Origin of the sequence: Legionella pneumophila subsp. fraseri (assembly GCF_000586315.1) — a bacterium.
Classification (GTDB): Bacteria; Pseudomonadota; Gammaproteobacteria; order Legionellales; family Legionellaceae; genus Legionella; species Legionella pneumophila_B.
This window is the reverse complement of record NZ_JFIM01000034.1, coordinates 1-19,870: the sequence shown is the minus strand read 5'-3', so window position 1 is coordinate 19,870 and position 19,870 is coordinate 1. Positions and strand designations below refer to the sequence as shown.

Here is a 19,870-nt window from a genome sequence, read left to right as displayed (position 1 = left end):
AACAGTATCCGGATATGGATCTGAAATTATGCAAACTGAAGCTGTATGCCCGAGTTTAATTCTTCTTTTGATTCCATGTTAAACAGTGCCGGCATTTTTTCACGGATTTGCTCTATAAGCGTTTCATCTGAGCTTTGATTGTTTTCAAGCCGAATTGTTTCATGTGAAGGATACTCAAAAAATATATCCATTTTGTTAGCATAGCGCAGGCTTACTTTGCTTTCCTGGTTGCGAAATCGATTGGTGATGCGGCTTGCCCTCAGTACGGGAGTGACATCAATCATTACAAATTTGAGCTCGGATATGGCGTTTAATAACTTGAGACGGTGCTTGTCGAGATACATGGCTTGTGAAATAACAAAACTCTCGTTCGGTGTTTTAGTTTTTTGTATCTTGATAACATCAATCAAGACATCGACAAATTCATCGATCATCTCTGGGGTCATTTGTTCATCTTCGATTAGACAGTCACGCATTTTTGGGGTGATGTGGTTATCACCATCGATATGGACGATACTTAGCTGTCTGAGCAGATCTCCAATATAACTTTTGCCCGAGCCAGTTTTGCCAAACAAAAAATAGATGGTCATTGATCATAACCCTTGTAATGTATGTTTTTCATATCAGGTAAGTGAATAAACATACCTTAAAATCATGGAAATGTGTACTTTCTTAGTCATTGCCTAACCAGAGAGGACTTGGTTGTCAGAATTAGACGATGGATTTATAACCAATCCATCACAGAAGTTTATCACTATAATGAGCATTTTTCTCTTGCACTTGGAGGGCTTATAACCCTTAATCTCAAACGAAGCTGCTTTTCAATTTCAATCACAGCAAAAAATGTAGCTCCAGTTAGAACGATTAATACTCCATCCCCAAATGGAACATTTTCGGTAACAAATATTGTTTGCAAAGGTGGGAAATAGGTGATTGCAAACTGTGCTACAGTAACCACTATGATTGCTATCCAAACTACTTTTGTCCCCTGAACTGCTTTCCAAGTGAGTGAGGTACTATAAATATTACGAATATAAAACAGATGAAAAATTTCAAGTACCACTAGAGTATTCAAAGCGATTGTGCGAGCCAACTCAATCGAGTAACCGCGATCGAGTGCATAGAAATAGAGTCCAAAAATCCCGCAAATGAATAAAATGGAAACCAGAATAATGTGCCATACTAAACTGCCGGTTAGCAGAGGTTCATTTCGAGGACGTGGTGGACGATGCATGGTGCTTTCTTCCGTTGGTTCAAAAGCCAGCGCAATCCCTAAAGTGACTGCGGTAATTAAGTTAATCCATAAAATCTGAATTGGTGAAACTGGCAAACTGAGTCCCAAAAGTATAGCTAAAATAACGGTCATTGACTCACCCGCGTTGGTAGGTAAAGTCCAACTGATGACTTTTTTTAGGTTGTCATAAACAGTACGACCTTCACGAACGGCTGCGACAATAGAAGCAAAATTATCATCCACAAGTACAAATTCCGCAGCTTCCTTGGCTACTTCGCTGCCTTTTTTGCCCATGGCAATTCCTGCGTCTGCTCGTTTTAACGCAGGAGCGTCATTCACCCCATCACCGGTCATGGCCACAGTCATCCCGTGCGATTGCAATGCCATCACCAGCCTTAGTTTATGCTCAGGACTGGTTCGGGCAAAAATGTCTGTCTCCAACACAGCATTCTTAAGTATCGCATCATCCATATTCTCCAAATCAATGCCTGTTAATACCTTATCCAGGTTTTTAAGTCCTATTTGGCGACCAATGGCTAATGCTGTGCTGGCATGATCTCCTGTAATCATTTTGACCTGAATGCCTGCTGTATGACATTGTGCTACAGCTTCAATGGCCTCAGGTCTTGGAGGATCAATTAACCCAACCATCCCAAGTAATGTCAAACCATCCTTAATATCGGCAAATTCCAAAACGGTGTGTTCTGGCTTTGTTTTTTTAACCGCAAAGGCTAGTAATCTCTGTCCTCTTGCGGCAACCTGCTCCATTTGTCGCTTCCAATAAGGCTCATTTAAAGGCTGTACTTTTCCCTGATTGATTTGTTGATTTTGACACATCTTCAAAATTTGCTCAGGGGCACCTTTAACAAAGATCATCGCATGATTCAAATGATCGTGGTTTAGAGTGGCCATGAACCGATGTTTGGCATCGAAAGGAATCACATCGGTTCGTACCCACAAAACGTTTTCTTCTTGCATAGCCAGTCCTGCTTTACCGGCAAATGCCAGTAAGGCGCCCTCCATAGGGTCGCCTTCTACAGTCCAGTTGCCTTCCTGGTTGTGAAGTGCAGCATCGTTACAAAGTATGGCGGCACGCGCGAGTTTCTTAAGCAAAGGATATTCATTGTTATCAATGGCTTGTTCGTTTAAGGTAATTGTTCCTTGAGGCTCATAACCGATGCCATCCAAAATAAATAGATGATTACTGGTGAGGACAGAAGAGACAATCATCTCATTCAGAGTCAGGGTACCGGTTTTATCAGTACAGATAACCGATACGGAGCCTAAGGTTTCGATGGCGGGTAATCGGCGCACAATGGTATGTCGTTGCGCCATCGTCTGTACCCCAATGGCCAGAGTGATTGAAAGAACGGCGGGAAGACCTTCAGGGATAGCAGCAACTGATAAACTGACCACGACCATAAACAATTCGGCAAACGGATGATGTTGGATAAAATAACCATAAAAAAGAAGCAGTGCAGCAATCAACAGAATAAATAAAGTGAGCCATTTTGCAAATCGCCCAATTTGTAGGACTAATGGTGTGGTTAATGACTCTACTTTGGATAATAAGCCACTAATATGTCCTATTTGGGTGGATGATCCTGTTGCTACAACAATCCCTTTGCCTTGGCCATTGGTTACCAATGTTCCACTAAAGGCCATACAAGTCCTGTCGCCTAATTCTGTATCTTTTGCGACAGGATGAATTTGTTTTTCAACAGGAATGGATTCGCCTGTTAATATAGCTTCCTGAACCCTCAAACCATGAGATCTTACTAAGCGTACGTCAGCAGGAATTTTATCTCCTGCCTCCAGAAAAATAATATCGCCTGGCACAAGCCGCTCACCGCTAATACGCCGTCTCTCCCCGTCGCGTAATACTGTGGCAGCGGGAGACAGCATTTTTCGAATCGCATCCAGCGCTTTTTCCGCTTTTCCTTCCTGGATAAAACCTATCAGGGCATTGATGATAACAACAGCTATTATAACAGCGGTATCTACCCAGTGTTGCAGGAGGGAGGTCACCACAGCCGCACCTATTAATACATAGATGAGTATGTTGTGGAACTGGAGCAAGAAGCGTAAAAAAATACTTTTTCTTTTTGGTTCTGGCAAGCGATTAAAACCATAATATTCTAATCGCTTTTTAGATTCTTGCTCACTTATCCCTCGCTCTGTAGTGTTTAGCGTAACAAGTATTTTTTCTACTGATTGCTCATGCCAAGCGGGAGCTGAAATATGTTGTTGTTCCTCCATTATCTTTTTGTCCTTTTCCTCTTGTTGGCGGTCCAACGCTCAACTGATATTGCTGAAATTATAATATTTAAAAGTATTTTGCGCATTTTTCGAATCATGGTTGTTTCAGTGTTAACCAGTCTTTTGGTAAATCCGAACAATTCCGTCTTGGGAGCAGTATAGCTGCGAAGTAGAAAAATAATCTTTGACAAAATAATTTGAACTAGTTTAGCTGCATTCCTACTTTGACAGGATTCATTATTTCGTCCATTGCTGAGTTGGCCGTTAAGGCAGCGCGGATTTTTCGAAAATCGCAACAACTTGGATTATTCAATGCGTTGATGATGTCGTGCGCATTTTCATTATAATTATTATCGCTGTTGTCAGCTATTTTTCTTTTGATTTCAATAATAGCATTGGCTATATTTTCTTCATTTGATGGATCGATCTTCCCCACTATGTCTCATATTTCCTTTATGATAGTTGGAACTGAACCACCTTGATTTCTCAGCAATTCATCATTCTCTAGTACTGTGTAGACTGCCAAAATATTTTCCTCTCTTTCATTGGCAGGTATTTTCATTATACTGATACGGACTTTTGCTTTATTAGGTAGAGTTGGGCTCTCTTGCCTACTGACTGTTGGATTTTCTAATGTAATATTCATGTTTGTTTTTGTTGCCATCTGCAACATTTCTTTTCTTAGCCATTCACGGTTAGCATCTGTATCATTTTTAATTGTAAGATGTTCAAAATTAAATATTGAATTTATTAAAATCTTTGTACATGGCTCTTAACAGGTAGCTGTCAAGAGAATGATTATGTAACCGGGAATTGTTTGCGAAATGTTTTTGTAAAACATCCAGCATGGTATGTAAATCTTGCGCTTTGTTCAGATCATTCTTTAAATCATTGGCCCGATTTTTGCCGAAATCAGTATAATTACGTAACCAGGTGAAAGCACCTGAGCTTTTTTGATAATCGTTTGCTTTGCTTTCATTATTGCGCCATCTAAGGTATTCATCTACTGCGCCAATCAGAGTTTTTCTAAGTTCAATGGCTTGTGATCGATTGTTGTTTTGCTCTTCCAATGACTTACGTTCTCTCATTTCATTTTTTACTGCGTCAATTTTTTCACTTGAAAGACCTAAAAGGGCTCCTTGTTCGCTGATGTCGTTTTCCTTATAACGCATTGGATTGTTATTTTTGCGGAGGAATGCCATCACTTTGGTTTCATAATCAGGAATAATATCTTTAAGCAGTTTTGTAGCAACTGAATTAAAGGAGGGTTTTTCTGATTTTAAAAGTAATGAACAAAGGTTGTTAAAAATATCATCTCTGTGCTCTGGAACAATACTTTCATGTAAGATTAAACCTAATATTTGAGGAATTTTCGAATTAGTCCTCTCATCTTCAAAATGTCGAAAATTCTCTTCGGTAAATTGTATTAATTGTCTCCACGCTTCTGAGTCTACTTCTATATTTTTTGCCAGCTCCACAAATAATTCAGGCTCTATTTCCTCTATTTTATCTTCAAAGGAAAAAACCATAAGGCCATCATTAGTCATAGTTGTGAAATGATGTATTTGTGCCTGCTCCTTATTGGCATTTATTTTTTCCTTGTCTGCACGATCAGCTCCTGGTATAGAAAAGTAAATTCGGTACGTATCTTGAGTTACCACATATTTTCCAGCGATTCGTGCCGATTGATAATGAGGTTCTTCCCAAGGGTCTGAACCGAAAGATCTGAAGTTGTCTGGGTGTAAATTTGCTTTCTTTAAGCTTTGAAGTAAAAGATATCCTAAAATTTTTCCAAATTTAAATTAAGAAATATTAGAAGGTTTTTGTTTCGCGTTGTCTTCGAGATTAGCAATCCATTTTTGAATGATATTTTGATATTGCCCTAACTCATGTCCAATCAAGAGATTTATTCGTCCAAAATCAGCCGGAGGGCCAATAGATGGTTTGGCAAATTGAACCATTTCTATCATCCACAGTGTTTATTTTATAATTATTATAGGACATTTTTTTGATATGTTTTTAATCTTTTCCAGGCTCTTGGGTATAATCTGCAAAAGAGTGATAGCCAAGATTTAATCTTGATTTACCAACATGGATTATAAGATTAAGTGCAAAATTCAATCCTGACCATAAAATTGCACTCACCCGCAGAGTTTTCCATGTGTGGGGTCAATTATTTCCACTAAATTTCTATCTGCCGCCCTATTTCAAAAACCGATTCAGGGGGAAGATGAAAATAGTTACTCATGGGAAGCGCGTTGCGATGCATAAAAATGAAGACGGTTTTAATGTATTTTAACAGAACATTACTATCATTTCGGATAATAATTGTCTCGTGACCAATATAATAGGTAATGTCTTTGACATTGATGTCATAGCCTTGATTTTGTAATTTTTTTAACAATTTGGGAATGTTTGGATGTTCCATAAAGCCATAATTGGCCACAGCACGCCAAATGCCCTTTGCTACTTCCATAATTTGTAATTGATCATCGGATTTACACCATGGGATGGACAAGTTGTTAATTTTTAAAATAATCACCTTATCCTGCAATACACGATTTTTCTTTACATGCCAAATCAGGATTGGAGGAATGTCTTGGTCTTTGGATGTAAGAAAAACGGCTGTTTTAGCCACACGCACTACCCCCTCTTTTTGAATACTTTCCAGAAAGGAATCGATCGTTATATTTTTTTCTTTTTGTTTGATTGCGATGGTTTGATAGCCTTTATGCCAAATATACATCATGAAATAAATTAAGACTGCCAATGTCACTGGTATATATCCGCCATTGGCAAATTTTGTGAGATTAGCCACAAAAAAAGAAGCATCGACAACCAGGAATAATCCAGCAACAAGCCCTGATTTGATGATACTCCATTTCCATAGTTTATGCAGAGCAATAAACAAAAGAATAGTGGTGCAGAGCATAGTGGCTGAAACAGCAATGCCGTAGGCAGCAGCTAATTTTTCAGAACTACCAAATCCAATAGTAAGTCCAAGGGTAGCCAGCATTAAAAGCCAGTTAACAACTCCTATATAAATTTGACCATAACCTTCTGAAGACGTTTGTGTGACTTGTAATCTGGGCAGCCAACCCAGTTGCATTGCTTGTCTCGTCATGGAAAATGCTCCGGTAATAATGGCTTGGCTGGCAATAATTGTTGCGACGGTGGAGAGAATTATTAACGGTAATAAAAAATCACCTGGGCACAGCATGTAAAAAATATTATGCTCTGTGGATGCTCCTTCCAAAACCAAAGCGGCTTGTCCCAGATAATTGAAGATAAGACTTGGAAAAACCAGGCCAAACCAGGCACAGCGAATTGGAGCAGTACCAAAATGTCCCAGGTCGGCGTATAAAGCTTCTGCCCCAGTGACACAAAGAAAGACTCCACATAGAATAAAAAATCCTGTTGTGCCATTTGAAAATAAAAAACTTAAACCATAGATGGGGTTAATCGCCGCTAATATAGAAGGGTGTTGGATAACCCCTCTTGCCCCTAAAATACCAATGGTTAAAAACCAAAAGGCCATCACTGGACCAAATGCTTTTCCAATAGTGGTGGTACCTTTAGGTTGAATAGCAAAAAGAATAATGAGAATGATTATTGCGGTAGGCAAAATATAATACTTAAGTGACGGGGAAAAGATCTCCAGTCCCTCTACAGCAGAGAGCACGGATATAGCCGGGGTAATTGTACCATCTCCATAGATTAGAGCGGCTCCCATAAGTCCCACTGCAATAATGAAAGGTCTTTGCTTTAGCTTTAAACTTAAAAGGGACATTAGCGCGAGAATCCCTCCCTCTCCATCGTTGTCAATCCGTAAAGCAAAGTGGATGTATTTAACCGAAGCAATGATTATCAGAGTCCATATAATCAATGATACGGAACCCATTATGGTGTTTACGTCTGGGGTTCCCCCTCCAGCCAGCAATATCACTGTTTTAAAAGTATAAAGAGGACTTGTTCCAATATCTCCGTAAACTATGCCTAAGGCTGACAGACTCAATGCTCGCAATGTAGGATTTGAGTCTTTCTGTTTTTCAATGTTTTTTGTTGAGGGCATTGAGTTGGCTCTCTTATTAAGTTTGGCTCAACCTAAAAGGAGGGGCTACCTCCAATAGGTGGCACTTTGATATTAGATAAATTAATCTAATTCTTTGAATTTGCAATAGAAAATAGATTAAAGTGTCTATCCATCTTTAATTATTTTTATAAATAAAGGATGTCGCAATGTTTTCTGACAAGGCTTTTTCGCAAATAAAGCTCAAAAGTAAATTTATTTTTTGTTCATCTGCCATAGATTTTGGGTAGATTGCGTAAAGATTAATATCTGGTGAGGATTCATGGGGTAATACTGGAATTAATGCTTTATTTTTTATTTCTTCATAAACTGAAAAATAAGGAGCCCACAGAAGCCCTACGTCTGCAACTGCAGCTTGCTTTAAAACACCAGCATTATTGCTTTTTAAATTTCCCGATACATGAATGATTTTTTTATTAAAAACCCATTTATTTTGAAGACCATAGAGAGTGTTAATCAAACAATTATGCTTTGGTAACTCGTCGATTGTCTGAGGAAGTCCATATCGAGTAATATACCCTGGCGAAGCAAAGACATTTCTCTTGATTGAAAATAATCTTTTGCAAACCAGTTTTGCATGTTTAACATCATCAAATGAAATGGCCAGATCAAAGGTAGAGGAATAGAGCTCTTTTGTATCCGAACCTACAATAATATCTATTGCAATCCTGGGGGATTTGCGCATAAATTGAACACATAATGAGGTTAAGTAGGGAATCGCCGGAGTAACAGTAAGATAGAGCTTGATTACACCGTTTAATTCGAACTGATCGGGTGTTGCAATGACCTTGACTACTTCTAGTTGCTCGAAAAGATCTAATGCCTTTTCATACAGCCTATGGCCTGATTCAGTCACAATTAATCGTGTTGTAGAGCGTATCAACAAGGTAACTTTTAATTCCTCCTCCAGCCAGGTTATTTGCTTACTCAATTTAGAGGGGGATATGTATAATTTTTGTGCTGCCTTTGAAAAACTTTTGCAATCAACGGTTGCAATAAAGCCTTTCAAACAGGATAAAATATTCATCTTGAAATTTTCTTAATTGAACTCTTTTTAAATGGTATAGACCTGGATGACGGTTTTGTAAATCAACAACAATGATTTCTCCGACAGAGAAAGCTGATATTATCTTTAAAACAGCAGCTTAAAATTCTGCAGGACTTACGAAAAACTCCAATCTCATCGTTAAAAAAGGTTTTTAATTCGGTCATTTAGTTTATCTAAACTCCCTCATTAAAAACATTTTTTGCCTTGACCTTGGAGTTTTTCGTAAGTCCTGTTCTAGTCACATTACCTCATGAGCGATTCCAAAAGGAAATTTTTTTAACGGAGACTAGCTATAACAAGTCTCCGGTTCCAAGTACTTATTCAATGAGATGAAAGCATAAAATTTTTATACCTTATTCAAAGAAGGTTGAGAGGCTAAATTCAATTGATCTGAATTATCCGCAGATGCGGCAGTGCCTGAGAAAAATGAATGATCATTCAAGGCACTTTGTTTTGCTTTTTTAGTGAGTCTAAACTGATGAGAATCCTGAAAATAAGAGAGAAGTTTTAATCCAAAGTTTAAGTGAGCGTGCTTACCGAGTACACGATTATATAAAGCTTCGGGCTCTTTGCCTGTTTTTGGAGAACATTGCTGCATTAGTTCACTGGCATGATTTCTATTGATTTCACCCCATTTTTTCAGAATGGCAGCACCATTTTGAAAGGAAAATTTATTGGAAAAGAGAGGGTTATTAAGAGTTTGTTGGTTTAAAAAGAGATTGGCAACAAGAAATAAGGTGAGTACTCTCGTTTCTTTATAATTGGATGGTTCTGCTGAAAAAACACTGGGTATTAACAATTTAAGTGGTACGAATACAGGATCTATATTTGCAATCACAAAACATAAATTCCAGCTATTGTATAAATTCATCCATTGTTCATCGATATGAAACTGAGATACTTTCTTTGGTGAGTTATCAACTTTTAACTCAGGTATCAGTGAATAACCTAAATCTGAATCAAGCTTAGTACCTTGAGGTAAAGTAGTTTCAGCTAATTTAAAAGAAGTGGTGTATTCTTTTTCTTCCATTATAGCAATTAATCCCAAACCAGCTTGCGCGTTTGGAATACCACTGGTATTTTTATTGTGGCCTGTAGAGTCCTCCCATACTGCTTCTAAAATGTTAACCCCCATAGCAGGTAAAGTGCTTGTTGATGCAACATCAAAATTAGCCAATTCGATATCAGCATTCCATCCAGATAAACGATTTTGACTTACGAAATCATTGAGATCAGCCTGAGTTTCCGGATTTGCACCCATCTGTCGATGAAATATAATGCTTGTCAAACCAGGATCTATGGAAATCAGTTTTAATCTTTCAAATAAGGTGGCACGAGAAGGTATTCCAAATAAAAAATTGTAGAAAGGATTGCCTGTGGCGCCTCCCCCCCTTTGCTTCATCATATGGTTATAAATATCATGAGCGAAATCGTTACTATTAGCCATAGTAATGGTTATTGCCTCTAAAAGGCATAATAAATTAATTTGTAGCTGTATCGTAGAAGAAGCATTTTCGATTTCAGCGTCATCAATTAATTCGTTTTCTTCGATATAGGCAAGTAAAGTACATAAAGATTTATTTTTTAAAATATCTGATTTGATCTTATTAATTAACGGATTCAGATCAATTGCTTTTCTTTTAATTGTTTGGATAAAAAATTTATATTCTTCATTACCAGTGTTTATATTATCCAGCCCAAGCGCTGATAATAATTGCTTCATTATTTGAGGATTTGATTGGGGTACAATACATCGCTCAATACGGTTAAGAAAATTTAGCGCCCTTGTTTTATTTTTCATATTAAAAACCTAATTTAAATCTAAGTGTGTGTATTTTACACATATTGGGTTTTTTTAGAATGTGCTCATTTGGAAAAAAACGGTTTCGAAATTAGAAATAGTAAAATAAATAACCATGTGATATATTTTTTGTCCTTTTTAATTAATTTAAGGTGAATTAAATGTTTCCTCCACTACAAGATCCCTGGTCCGAATTAGAAAAACTTGGTTTTAACCCGGATTACCTGGAGCGCCTTAAAAAGCGAGCCGCCACTTCTATAGAGTTGACTAAAAATATAGAAATGTTAGCAGGCTATTATGAACGATTTAAAGCGGCAGGTTTCACTGATCGCGATTTGGCGAGGATTGTGAGCCTGGTCAGTTTCACTTCTGATAATCGTCTATCAAACATTGGAAGCCGAATGATGTTAACTTTGGTTTGCGGAGGATTAGACTTATTAAAAGCTCCTCTTAATTTCAACTCACACAACTTGACTAATATGATGGTTAGTTTAAATGGTTTGGAAAAATTACGACAATTAGTGAAAATTAATCAGTCGTATATGATCCCATTCAAAAATCAAGCAGAATTCAAAGCGGTTTTTGAGAAAAAATGTAAAAAATATCCAATGTTGAGAGTAGTGTGGTGTTATTCTGACAAGGAAGAATTGTATCTGGAAAATAGAAGACAAGATGCAATTTATAAAGATTGGCTTAGCGAAGAGGAACTGCATCAACTTTTCAGATTACGCCGTGTGTCTAAATCACAAGATCTTTACTATTGGGAACGTGATAAATTAAGACCAGCATTTCTTAGCGATAACTATTATTCCAGAGAAGATCTCGGGCAAACACGGGAAGAGTTCGAAAAAGCACTAGACAATGCTGATGCAGTGGAATCATGGTGTGACTCATGGGCAAATCCTTTTGATCAAAACCCAATCCCTAAACTGGCAAAGATATTAGTACCATCTAATCAAAAAAACACCAGTAAAATACCTTTTTTTACTGCTGTTGATAATAATGAAAAAAGTAGTGTTATCGATGAGCGATACTCTAAGTACTTTTCAAATTGTAGTAAATAAGCGCTTGGCAAGAATGAGTCTTGCCGAGCAAGGTCGAGTGAAGGCTTTTTAAGCTGCTCATTAACTGACTGATAGCCTCAATAGGTATATGGTCATACACAGTGACTCCGTTCAGCTTAAAAGCTATTAACTCGCCATAATCATAAATTACCAGATGAGGCTTGAAGACAAAAAACTACCCCATTGACGATTTTCCCTTTTTTGCAATCCGTTCAAATTTAAATGGTTTACGTCAATAGCTGTTGCATCCACAAAATAAATATCTGTTCTCTACTTGAATTATGTTACAAGGCACGATAGCCTATCAAAGCTTAATAGTTAGCTTAATCAGCAACTCTCGATCCCTCCGATGCTGATGTAATAAGTGGCTATGTGTCGAGGGATACTTAAATATAACAATATTGAGGTATCCTCTATGCAGAACGTCAATCAAACAACTCTATTCCATACAAACAAGGAAACTCTAAAATTTTCAATCCTCGATTATGCAGGCAGGCTTGCTATATGGGGTGCACTGCCGGTTTTGCTTGATACAGGTAAAAAATGAAATCATCTGAAATTTGCCCATTTGGCCCTAAATTACAACAATATTGGGATAAGCGATACGATTATTTTCATCGCTTTGATGAGGGGATTCAGACAGACTCTGAAGGCTTGCATACCGTTATGCCTGAAGAGGCTGCGCTTACTCAAGCCAAATTATTCAATAATGAGAAGATTGTTGTAGATGGTTTTTGTGGTATTGGCGGGTCGGCTATTGCTCTTGCAAGAACAGGTAAAAAAGTCATTGCTATCGAAATGGATTCCGTCCGTTTAGCAATGGCTAAAAATAATGCTCGTGTTTATGGTGTTGAACATCTTATCACGTTTGTTCATGGAGATTTTTTCGATGTTGCTGCTGAGATAAAAGCGGATGCTGTCCTTATCGACCCGCCATGGGGATGGCCTCGTTACAGAAAGATAGAAGAATTTCATTTGCAGCATTTTAATCCGAATGGAAGTAAATTGATCAGTTATGTGCTTGATCATTTCAATAAAATTGTATTACGTGCACCAAAAACATTTATCACTTCAGAATTAGATCAATTTAATGTCAACTATGAGATTCATTCTGATAAGCTTCATCATTCAATCATTTCTATTTCTGTATGCATCACTAACCATTCCAAAAGGAAGCCTGGATAGTGTTTTTAAATGCCAGATGAGTCCATATCATTGCTTGCTATCCAAGTACGAAAAAATATTTGCCAACAATGTACCTATTGATGAAAATGAAAAAAACCGCCAATTGTATTTGGCAAATGCTCCTCGTGCGGAAATTAGAAAAAACGCGCGTTTATTTGCTCAAGCGGAACGCACTCATAGTGGACAATTCTTTTTTAGCGAGGCCATGCCTAGAGAATTACGCATAATAATTGCTGGCTTAACTCGAGACTCCTGTTTATGTAATGAAGAAGAAGCTAATCAAATCGCACAAGAAAATTTCAGTCGTCCAATGAAAAATGCCCAATAATTTTCTATGAATTCCCCAACTCTGGCTGAAAAGGTAGGAATTACATGAATCTTACAGAATGACTTGATTTTTGTTCCTGTTCTTGAGTTTTTTCGTTTTTCAATACTTCCGCAGCCGCTACCAGGTTCACAAGTAATGGTTGTAATAGAGCAAATCTGAGAGAATACGTTGCCTTGCTATTGTCATCCAGACTTAAATTGACATCCTCAATAGCCTTATCGATAAGATTAAGGTAATATTTTGAATGCTCTGACAGATCTTTTGTAGAGCCAGCGGGCAATCTATGATAGCTTATTGCTGAGCCATATGATTTGCTTACCATAGTTAATTCTTGTATGACCTTTTCAGGGTCTGCCCCTGCGAATAATTCCGAAGCAGAAAATACTGACAGGTTCACGAAACAAATATCCGAAGGACAGAGCCTCTCTGGATTTAATGGGTTTTTCTTTTTTTCAAAAGGAAGTTGAAAAGGCATGACATTCTCCGTTTGAGTTTAAATAAATTATAGTATAAAAATATCGAATCCATTGCTGTGACGCTTGCACCAGACTAATCTGTCTTTGCCTTACCATCTCTAACACAGCCTTTCTTTGGCGCTCTTGCCTATTCATCATCAGTACTCCCATACAAACAGTCTCCTTTTTAGTTGTTCGCGAACTGATAAGGTAAATGAATATGACACTTTCATGGAGTTACGAGAGCACATAAAATTAATGGATGGAATTAAGTATTTCATTTAACTTACGTACGACATCTCTTATTGAGGAAAATCGGGTTTGTTTAGGGGGGTGAGAAGGATTTACTGGTAAGTGTTCCATCTCTTCATAATTCTCCAAATACCTAATAATCTCTTGAAGAGATTCCCTTATTTGTTCATTTTCCATGATTTATCGACCTTTACACCCATTCATTTAATTATAGATCAATAATTATCTTTTTTGAGCATAAATTAAACTATAATTAAAGTATGAACTGATTCTTTAAGGAAAACCATCATGTTAGGAACAATTTTACTAATTCTGCTCATCCTGTTGCTTTTAGGTAGCGTACCGCGATGGGGATATAGCAGGAGCTGGGGATATACACCGATGGGTCTTATTGGACTTATCCTGGTTATCTATCTGATACTTGTTCTATTAGGTAAAGTACCTATTGGGTTCTAATTGGAATTAGCCTTAAACAACCAGAATATGCCATATAATCAATAAAATTGTAGGAAAGCAAAGTATCCAATCAGGAGAGTAATGTGGTAAAGAGGTTGGCTTAAGCACAGATAATGAGGCTCTCATGTTTTTTGGCATTTTAAACCTAACGCTTTGGGGATATGTTTTAGCAACCTTTGTTTTAACTCAAATCACCATTGCCGCGGTGACTCTTTATTTGCATCGTTATCAAACCCACCGTGCTTTAACCATGCATCCAATAGTAAGCCATTTTTTTCGATTCTGGATTTGGTTAACAACAGGTATGGTGACAAGAGTATGGGTTGCTATCCATCGTAAACATCACGCAATGACAGATGTTGAAGGAGACCCTCATAGCCCCCAAATTTTTAGTATTAAAAAGGTCTTTTGGCAAGTTCCTGAATTGTACCGGGAAGCAGCAAAAGATAAAGATATGATTGAAAAGTATTCTCATGGCACTCCAAACGACTGGATTGAACGTAAACTGTACTCTCGTTATTCCAGCAAGGGTATACTGCTTATGTTTCTAATTGATTTGCTGCTGTTTGGTTTTCCTGGAATTACTATTTGGGCAATACAAATGATTTGGATTCCACTGTCAGCAGGTGTAGTGAATGGACTCGGTCATTATTGGGGATATCGCAATTTTGAATGCCCTGATAGGTCAACTAACGTATTTCCTTTGGGCATTCTAATAGGTGGAGAAGAACTTCATAATAATCATCATACCTACGCTTCGTCTGCTAAATTTTCTGTGAAATGGTGGGAATTCGATTTGGGTTGGTTTTATATACGTTGTCTATCCTTTCTAGGGCTTGCCAAGGTAAAAAAATTACCTCCCAAATTGGCCAGGGAAGATACCAAACAATGTGTTGATTTAAATACTGTAAAAGCCATCATTAGTAACCGTTTTCAAATTATGTCCGATTACTACAAAAGGGTAACTATTCCTATTTTGAAAAATGAAAAACGCAACTGTAACTATATTAAAAATAGAAAAGAATGGCATTTATTTAAAGAGGCTAAACGCCTATTACGCCAAGAAACTACAAAAGCTAATGCTCATTTGCAAGTCTTGCTCAATCGTTTTGAGCAATTACAGCTTGTCTATAATTATCGCCAATCATTGCAACAGATTTGGTTAAAAAAAGTATCCTCTCAAAAGGAGTTAATTGAATCTTTAAACCAATGGTGCAAAAAGGCGGAACAATCAGGCCTGGATGTATTGCATCAATTTTCTCTGCGGCTAAAAAGCTACGTTTTAATTGGCACAGATGGCTCATCAGTGTAACTGCTGCAACCAAAGTCCCGAAAGGGATTGCAAGTCAGTATTAATAATGGCTAATTTGTTGATGTAGAGTTCTGCCAGCTGCGGGTTATCAGCGACTTTTGCTAACTTGCCCCAAACAATATGTGCTTCATTTTTATCGCTTGGGTTAAGCATCCATGGCTCGGAATATCTATCCTTCAGAAAGGCAATGGCCATATTATTTAAATCAATAATAGCCGCAATTAACACTCGTTTTGCATCTTGGGAATCGTGATACACCGATGCCATGCCGAGCACAAAGTCGTAATAGATACTGGCTATATCATGAGGATCCGCGTCTTTTAAGAGGTCAACAGTTATTTTTTCTGAGGGCCAGCGAATGATAGGAACTTCATAAAACCCATACAATTCTCTAATAATCGGTAAAGGATTTGTAATACTATCTCCCATGCTTTCGTTATCAATTAATGAGAATACATTGGTTTCAAGATTATAAAACGTATTTTCAGGGTGAAAATCATCATGAATAACGGTCACTAAATCTCTTGGTGTTATAAATTGATCATGCCCAATAATCGTTTTATGTAATTCACTCGTCTGTTGACCTATTCGATAAAAAACATCTTTTAAGGTGTTAATATCTTTATGTTGTAGTAATTCATAAGTCATTATCTTAAATAATTCTTTTCCTTGAGCTGCTTCTAAAATTGCAAAGTAATAAGTCTTCCGATCATTCTTAACCTCATATGAATTAATGGTTTTACTTAATGTAACAGTAGCCGCTTGTGGATTATTTTGAATATCAGGAATTTTTGAGTAATTTTGTAAAGCAAACAATGCTTCTGCCTCTTTTTCCGTGCCCAGGCCTTTGAGAACAAATTTCAATTGGTTATTGATAAACATCAAATAGATAAAATGGTTGGTCGCTCCTGCTTCTAATTTTTTGACCGTAATCTCCTTTTCATCAAAACCATTTTCTGCTGCAAAACGTCTGGCAACATAAAGCGCAACATCTTGATCCCAAGCTTTAGTCACTTTTGAGGACATCTCCCCAAAATCATAACGCTTAATTCCTGCTGCATTGGCATTAGCTAATAAATAGAAAGATAGAACCAGAGCAATGAAAACAAGATTAAAAAAACGTAAGGATTTGGACTTAAGGGGGAGGGAGTACAATTTATTTATCCAATGAATCAAAGTCGCCCATATTGTACATATGTTGCATTCGCAAATCAATTAATAAGAAGTGCCATCTTGGTTATCTCACTATGTCCAGCGACCAAAAAAATCGAAGTGGGATCTAGCTAAGCCTTGATTTACCAGCCTATGCGTTAAAGCGTTTGCTCAATCATAAAATGAATAACGATGTAGCCGCATATATCATGAAAGATGTTGAACGGCTGAGGAAACCTATGCGACAAGTAGCTAATTTTATACTTGAGCATATGAGGAAGACGGCTGATATCAAGTTAATCAAAAAAATTTAATCGCTTGCATCGTTGCTCTAGCAATTGGAGATATTTTTCCTGCATTTGTTGAGATAAAAAACTGAAACCAACCAGCTTTCGCCATTCAGGTATTATTTGATGGAACTCTTGTACGATCCCATCGATGACTTTCTGATTTAATCCTAATTTTTCAATGGCGAAGTATTTAAGAAAATCACTCTTTGTTAAATTATTTTTTTTCCCTTTTAGAGACAAGGCTATTTCTTCTTTTGTGTTTTTTTGAGCAATAGTTGAGTTAAGTAAATCATAGGCTGGTGATATGGAAATTTTTCTATCCTTAGTAATTAGGGAAAAATTTTTTAGATGCATGTCTTCATTGCCGACCAGGAAATTAAATAACGTCAACTTAAATAATTTCACGAATTCAATTTTGGGGAATGTACAAAACTGTTCTACGACTGCAATGACTTTTTCCATAGAACTTTTATATTTTGTATGTCGATCTTCACCTGATAGCTGTGCAAAATCTTCTAAAGCTAACTTTCTATTATGGCCTATTCGATCAAACCGTTTAATAAAGTAGGTCAAACTGTTGTCTTTAGAATAAACTAAACCATGAACCGGAACTTCAAGGCCAATGGTTTTTGCTAGGGTCATAGTAATGGCTTCATTTTCCGGCAATTCTGGATAAATATCACTTTGTGGTTTTAAAATATAGTGGCCATTTTGATCCACAATTTCAAAACATCCCTCTTTAATCTTTAGTTTTGCGCTTAGTTTCTTTTGGACACCTTGAATAGACATCTTTCCTACTCGAGCAATTGCTTCCTGACGCTGCTCATCAGCACTTAAATCTAATGGGCTAAGATTTTTTAATTGAGGAGAAAGCAAATGCAATCCACGTTGCGAGTAGTTTTCCTGGTCACTAATCCTTTCATAAGTAATAGGACAGCGTTTCATCTTAGTTCCTCAATAGTCACTGCGCCTACGACATCTTGGCCAACTATTACCAATTGACCAAAATAGTCATTTCTATCAATTTTATATTTACGTAATAGTGCTTCAAGCATAATGCCTTCAGGAAGTAATCCTTCAAAGAAAGGAGGGAATACGTCAAAATAATAGACCTTATTGGTTAACGGCATTGTGAGAGAAACAGGCGCGCCCTGATAATCATCAAAGTAGGTAAATTGATATTTTCCACCTTGTAATTCTTCTAATGTTCCAGCCTTAATGCCATTCACTGATACGTATGCTTTTCTCATGAATTATTATCCGTTGTTTGAGGAAAAGGCGTTTCAAATTTCATTTGGATATTTAAAACATCTAACACTTTTAGCAAGGTGTTCAACCGTACTGATTCTTTCCCTTTTTCAATATCATATATAACCGTCTTGCCGACACCCGCTAACCGGGCTAATTCTTGTTGCGATAAGCCGCTTTGTTTGCGGTAGTAGTGGACTAAATTGGCTATCTCGTGTGTGCGCATGGAACACCATAAATTAATCATATATTACTGTTATAGCAGTAAAAATGATTAAAATAAATTTATTATTGCATTTTTTTGCATTAATTCACCATAAATTACTGTTATGGCGGTAAATTTACTCGATTTTCTAATTTTCTGTGTATTTATTTATGTTAAATTTATAAAATTACTGTTATGGCGGTAAATTTATTCGAGGATAACAAAAAAGTCATAGGTCCAGCCCTGTCCCCACCTTCAATTTCCCTGTTTAGTGCACTGGGGACATTTTATAATGTGGGTTTCATGGTGCATTTTATCGCCATTTAGTTTTTATTATTCGCGATTTGCGAGTAATACCCCCTGGTCATGGCCTATTAAAAGAGACCTTTTCTGTGATTTTCTAATTAAGATTTGTGTTTTATATCAATCTATAGCTAGTTCGTAGAGTAGGTTTTAACTGATTATTTCAGATGAGATTTCTTAGCTATACTGAGAACCATTTCCCGTAACCAACGATGGCCAGGATCAGCATCATCTTTTTGGTGCCAATATTGATAGCAATTAAAACTGTCAACCTCAAAGGGTACAGAGGCAATACTTAATGGTATCAAATGGGAAAGCTTTTCAGCTACTTTTCGAATACTTAATGTAAGATAATGAGAGTCAGTAAGAACAAATAAAGGCATGATCCCCTGTCCTAAGCTAATAGAAACTCGTTTGTCATGTCCTAGTTGACGTAAATAGCGATCGAAATAATTGTAAAAAGGAGTTTCTCTTAATGAAAATTGAATTAATGGGTACTTAAATAGTTCTTCAATGCAAATTTTCCCTTTTTGGATTCCTGGATGGTTGCTTCCCCCAACGATGACGGCTTCATCCTGAAACAATTTTTGTTGCTTTAAGCTTTCTGGAACTCTCTCAAACATACCAATCATTAAATCAATATCACCGGACTCAAACACTTCCACCGTATTTAAATAACTGGGATGTTTGATATTTAACTTGACTCCTGGAGCTTCTTGTTCCAATCGTTTAATTAAACTTGGAGTCAACAAAATAGACATCAAATCAGTCATGCCAATTGAGAAACTTCTTTCTGAAATTAAGGGGTTAAAGGTCTCTATAGTATTAAATAATGTTTCAATGAGTGAGAGAGCTTGTCGGGCTTTACCGATCAATGAGTTAGCTAAAGGAGTTAATTGCATAATACTGCCTTGGCCACGTACAAGCAAATCATCATGGAAATGCTCACGAAGTTGCTTCAAATAAATACTCATTGAGGATTGGCTTATGCCCATTTTTTTGCTAGCAAGAGTTAGATGACGACAGGTTAATAGCGCATACAGAGCGCGTAATAAATTGAGATTAAGTTTATCCATAAAACATCATCCATATATAGCGACCTTAATAGGCTTAGGATTACTCTATTTTTAATGGCTTTTTGTTTGAGTGCGTATTCCGGAGGACTTGATCACTAATTCCGTTAGGCAT

General features: G+C 37.1%; 16 protein-coding genes and 2 pseudogenes. 6 read left to right on the top strand and 12 right to left on the bottom strand.

Annotated elements, in window-relative coordinates:
• Positions 1-26 precede the first annotated feature (26 nt).
• The 6 genes and pseudogenes from CC34_RS0108620 to CC34_RS0108590 all read right to left on the bottom strand — a co-directional run bounded on the left by CC34_RS0108620 (position 27) and on the right by CC34_RS0108590 (position 10,432).
• Positions 27-590, bottom strand: a complete 564-nt coding sequence (locus tag CC34_RS0108620; RefSeq protein ID WP_027227427.1) for a hypothetical protein — start codon at positions 588-590, stop codon at positions 27-29.
• A gap of 164 nt (positions 591-754) precedes the next feature.
• The gene (locus tag CC34_RS01000000116275) at positions 755-3,493 is read right to left on the bottom strand and encodes a cation-transporting P-type ATPase (RefSeq protein WP_050598211.1); all 2,739 of its coding nucleotides are present in this window, start codon (positions 3,491-3,493) and stop codon (positions 755-757) included.
• A 202-nt stretch (positions 3,494-3,695) separates the two neighbouring features.
• Positions 3,696-5,454: pseudogene (locus CC34_RS1000000117770) on the bottom strand (hypothetical protein).
• A gap of 221 nt (positions 5,455-5,675) precedes the next feature.
• A complete protein-coding gene (locus CC34_RS0108600) occupies positions 5,676-7,565 on the bottom strand; it encodes a potassium transporter Kup (protein ID WP_027227426.1) in 1,890 nt (629 codons plus the stop codon).
• Positions 7,566-7,701: 136 nt separating this feature from the next.
• Positions 7,702-8,610, bottom strand: coding sequence for a LysR family transcriptional regulator (locus tag CC34_RS0108595; protein WP_027227425.1), 909 nt, complete (start codon positions 8,608-8,610; stop codon positions 7,702-7,704).
• Between the two features lie 367 nt (positions 8,611-8,977).
• Positions 8,978-10,432 carry a lpg2382 family Dot/Icm T4SS effector gene (locus tag CC34_RS0108590; protein ID WP_027227424.1) on the bottom strand — a complete coding sequence of 485 codons (1,455 nt, stop codon included), beginning with the start codon at positions 10,430-10,432 and terminating at the stop codon, positions 8,978-8,980.
• Between the two features lie 161 nt (positions 10,433-10,593).
• On the opposite strand from CC34_RS0108590, the gene CC34_RS0108585 reads away from it, so the two are divergent.
• From CC34_RS0108585 to CC34_RS0108570, 3 genes are all read left to right on the top strand, one after another.
• Positions 10,594-11,496: a hypothetical protein gene (locus CC34_RS0108585; RefSeq protein WP_027227423.1), complete on the top strand. Its 903-nt coding sequence runs from the start codon at positions 10,594-10,596 to the stop codon at positions 11,494-11,496.
• 543 nt (positions 11,497-12,039) lie between these two features.
• Positions 12,040-12,681, top strand: a complete 642-nt coding sequence (locus tag CC34_RS0108575; protein ID WP_027227422.1) for an RsmD family RNA methyltransferase — start codon at positions 12,040-12,042, stop codon at positions 12,679-12,681.
• Between the two features lie 16 nt (positions 12,682-12,697).
• Positions 12,698-13,009: a hypothetical protein gene (locus CC34_RS0108570; RefSeq protein ID WP_027227421.1), complete on the top strand. Its 312-nt coding sequence runs from the start codon at positions 12,698-12,700 to the stop codon at positions 13,007-13,009.
• 40 nt (positions 13,010-13,049) lie between these two features.
• On the opposite strand, the gene CC34_RS0108565 is transcribed toward CC34_RS0108570, so the two are convergent.
• Positions 13,050-13,484, bottom strand: coding sequence for a hypothetical protein (locus CC34_RS0108565; RefSeq protein WP_027227420.1), 435 nt, complete (start codon positions 13,482-13,484; stop codon positions 13,050-13,052).
• 520 nt (positions 13,485-14,004) lie between these two features.
• Between CC34_RS0108565 and CC34_RS1000000117035 the strand changes: the two genes are divergently transcribed.
• Both CC34_RS1000000117035 and CC34_RS0108550 read left to right on the top strand, forming a co-directional pair.
• A complete protein-coding gene (locus CC34_RS1000000117035) occupies positions 14,005-14,172 on the top strand; it encodes a DUF3309 family protein (protein ID WP_011214444.1) in 168 nt (55 codons plus the stop codon).
• A gap of 124 nt (positions 14,173-14,296) precedes the next feature.
• Positions 14,297-15,484: a DesA family fatty acid desaturase gene (locus tag CC34_RS0108550; RefSeq protein ID WP_027227419.1), complete on the top strand. Its 1,188-nt coding sequence runs from the start codon at positions 14,297-14,299 to the stop codon at positions 15,482-15,484.
• Here the strand turns inward: CC34_RS0108550 and CC34_RS0108545 are convergent.
• Positions 15,476-16,639, bottom strand: coding sequence for a hypothetical protein (locus CC34_RS0108545; RefSeq protein ID WP_027227418.1), 1,164 nt, complete (start codon positions 16,637-16,639; stop codon positions 15,476-15,478). The two genes, CC34_RS0108550 and CC34_RS0108545, sit on opposite strands and share 9 nt — an antisense overlap.
• A gap of 131 nt (positions 16,640-16,770) precedes the next feature.
• On the opposite strand from CC34_RS0108545, the pseudogene CC34_RS1000000117765 reads away from it, so the two are divergent.
• Positions 16,771-16,950 (top strand): annotated as a pseudogene (locus CC34_RS1000000117765) (hypothetical protein); the annotation flags it as partial.
• On the opposite strand, the gene CC34_RS0108535 reads toward CC34_RS1000000117765, so the two are convergent.
• The 4 genes from CC34_RS0108535 to CC34_RS0108520 form a co-directional block, all read right to left on the bottom strand.
• Positions 16,933-17,871 carry a lpg2370 family Dot/Icm T4SS effector gene (locus CC34_RS0108535; RefSeq protein WP_027227417.1) on the bottom strand — a complete coding sequence of 313 codons (939 nt, stop codon included), beginning with the start codon at positions 17,869-17,871 and terminating at the stop codon, positions 16,933-16,935. The pseudogene CC34_RS1000000117765 and the gene CC34_RS0108535 overlap by 18 nt on opposite strands.
• On the bottom strand, positions 17,868-18,176 hold the full coding sequence (locus CC34_RS0108530) for a HipA N-terminal domain-containing protein (protein ID WP_027227416.1): 309 nt from the start codon (positions 18,174-18,176) through the stop codon (positions 17,868-17,870). Before CC34_RS0108530 ends, CC34_RS0108535 begins: the two co-directional genes overlap by 4 nt.
• Positions 18,173-18,400 carry a helix-turn-helix transcriptional regulator gene (locus CC34_RS0108525; protein ID WP_027227415.1) on the bottom strand — a complete coding sequence of 76 codons (228 nt, stop codon included), beginning with the start codon at positions 18,398-18,400 and terminating at the stop codon, positions 18,173-18,175. The genes CC34_RS0108530 and CC34_RS0108525 overlap by 4 nt, the downstream gene beginning before the upstream one ends.
• 440 nt (positions 18,401-18,840) lie before the next feature.
• On the bottom strand, positions 18,841-19,758 hold the full coding sequence (locus CC34_RS0108520; RefSeq protein WP_027227414.1) for a LysR family transcriptional regulator: 918 nt from the start codon (positions 19,756-19,758) through the stop codon (positions 18,841-18,843).
• Positions 19,759-19,870 lie beyond the last annotated feature (112 nt).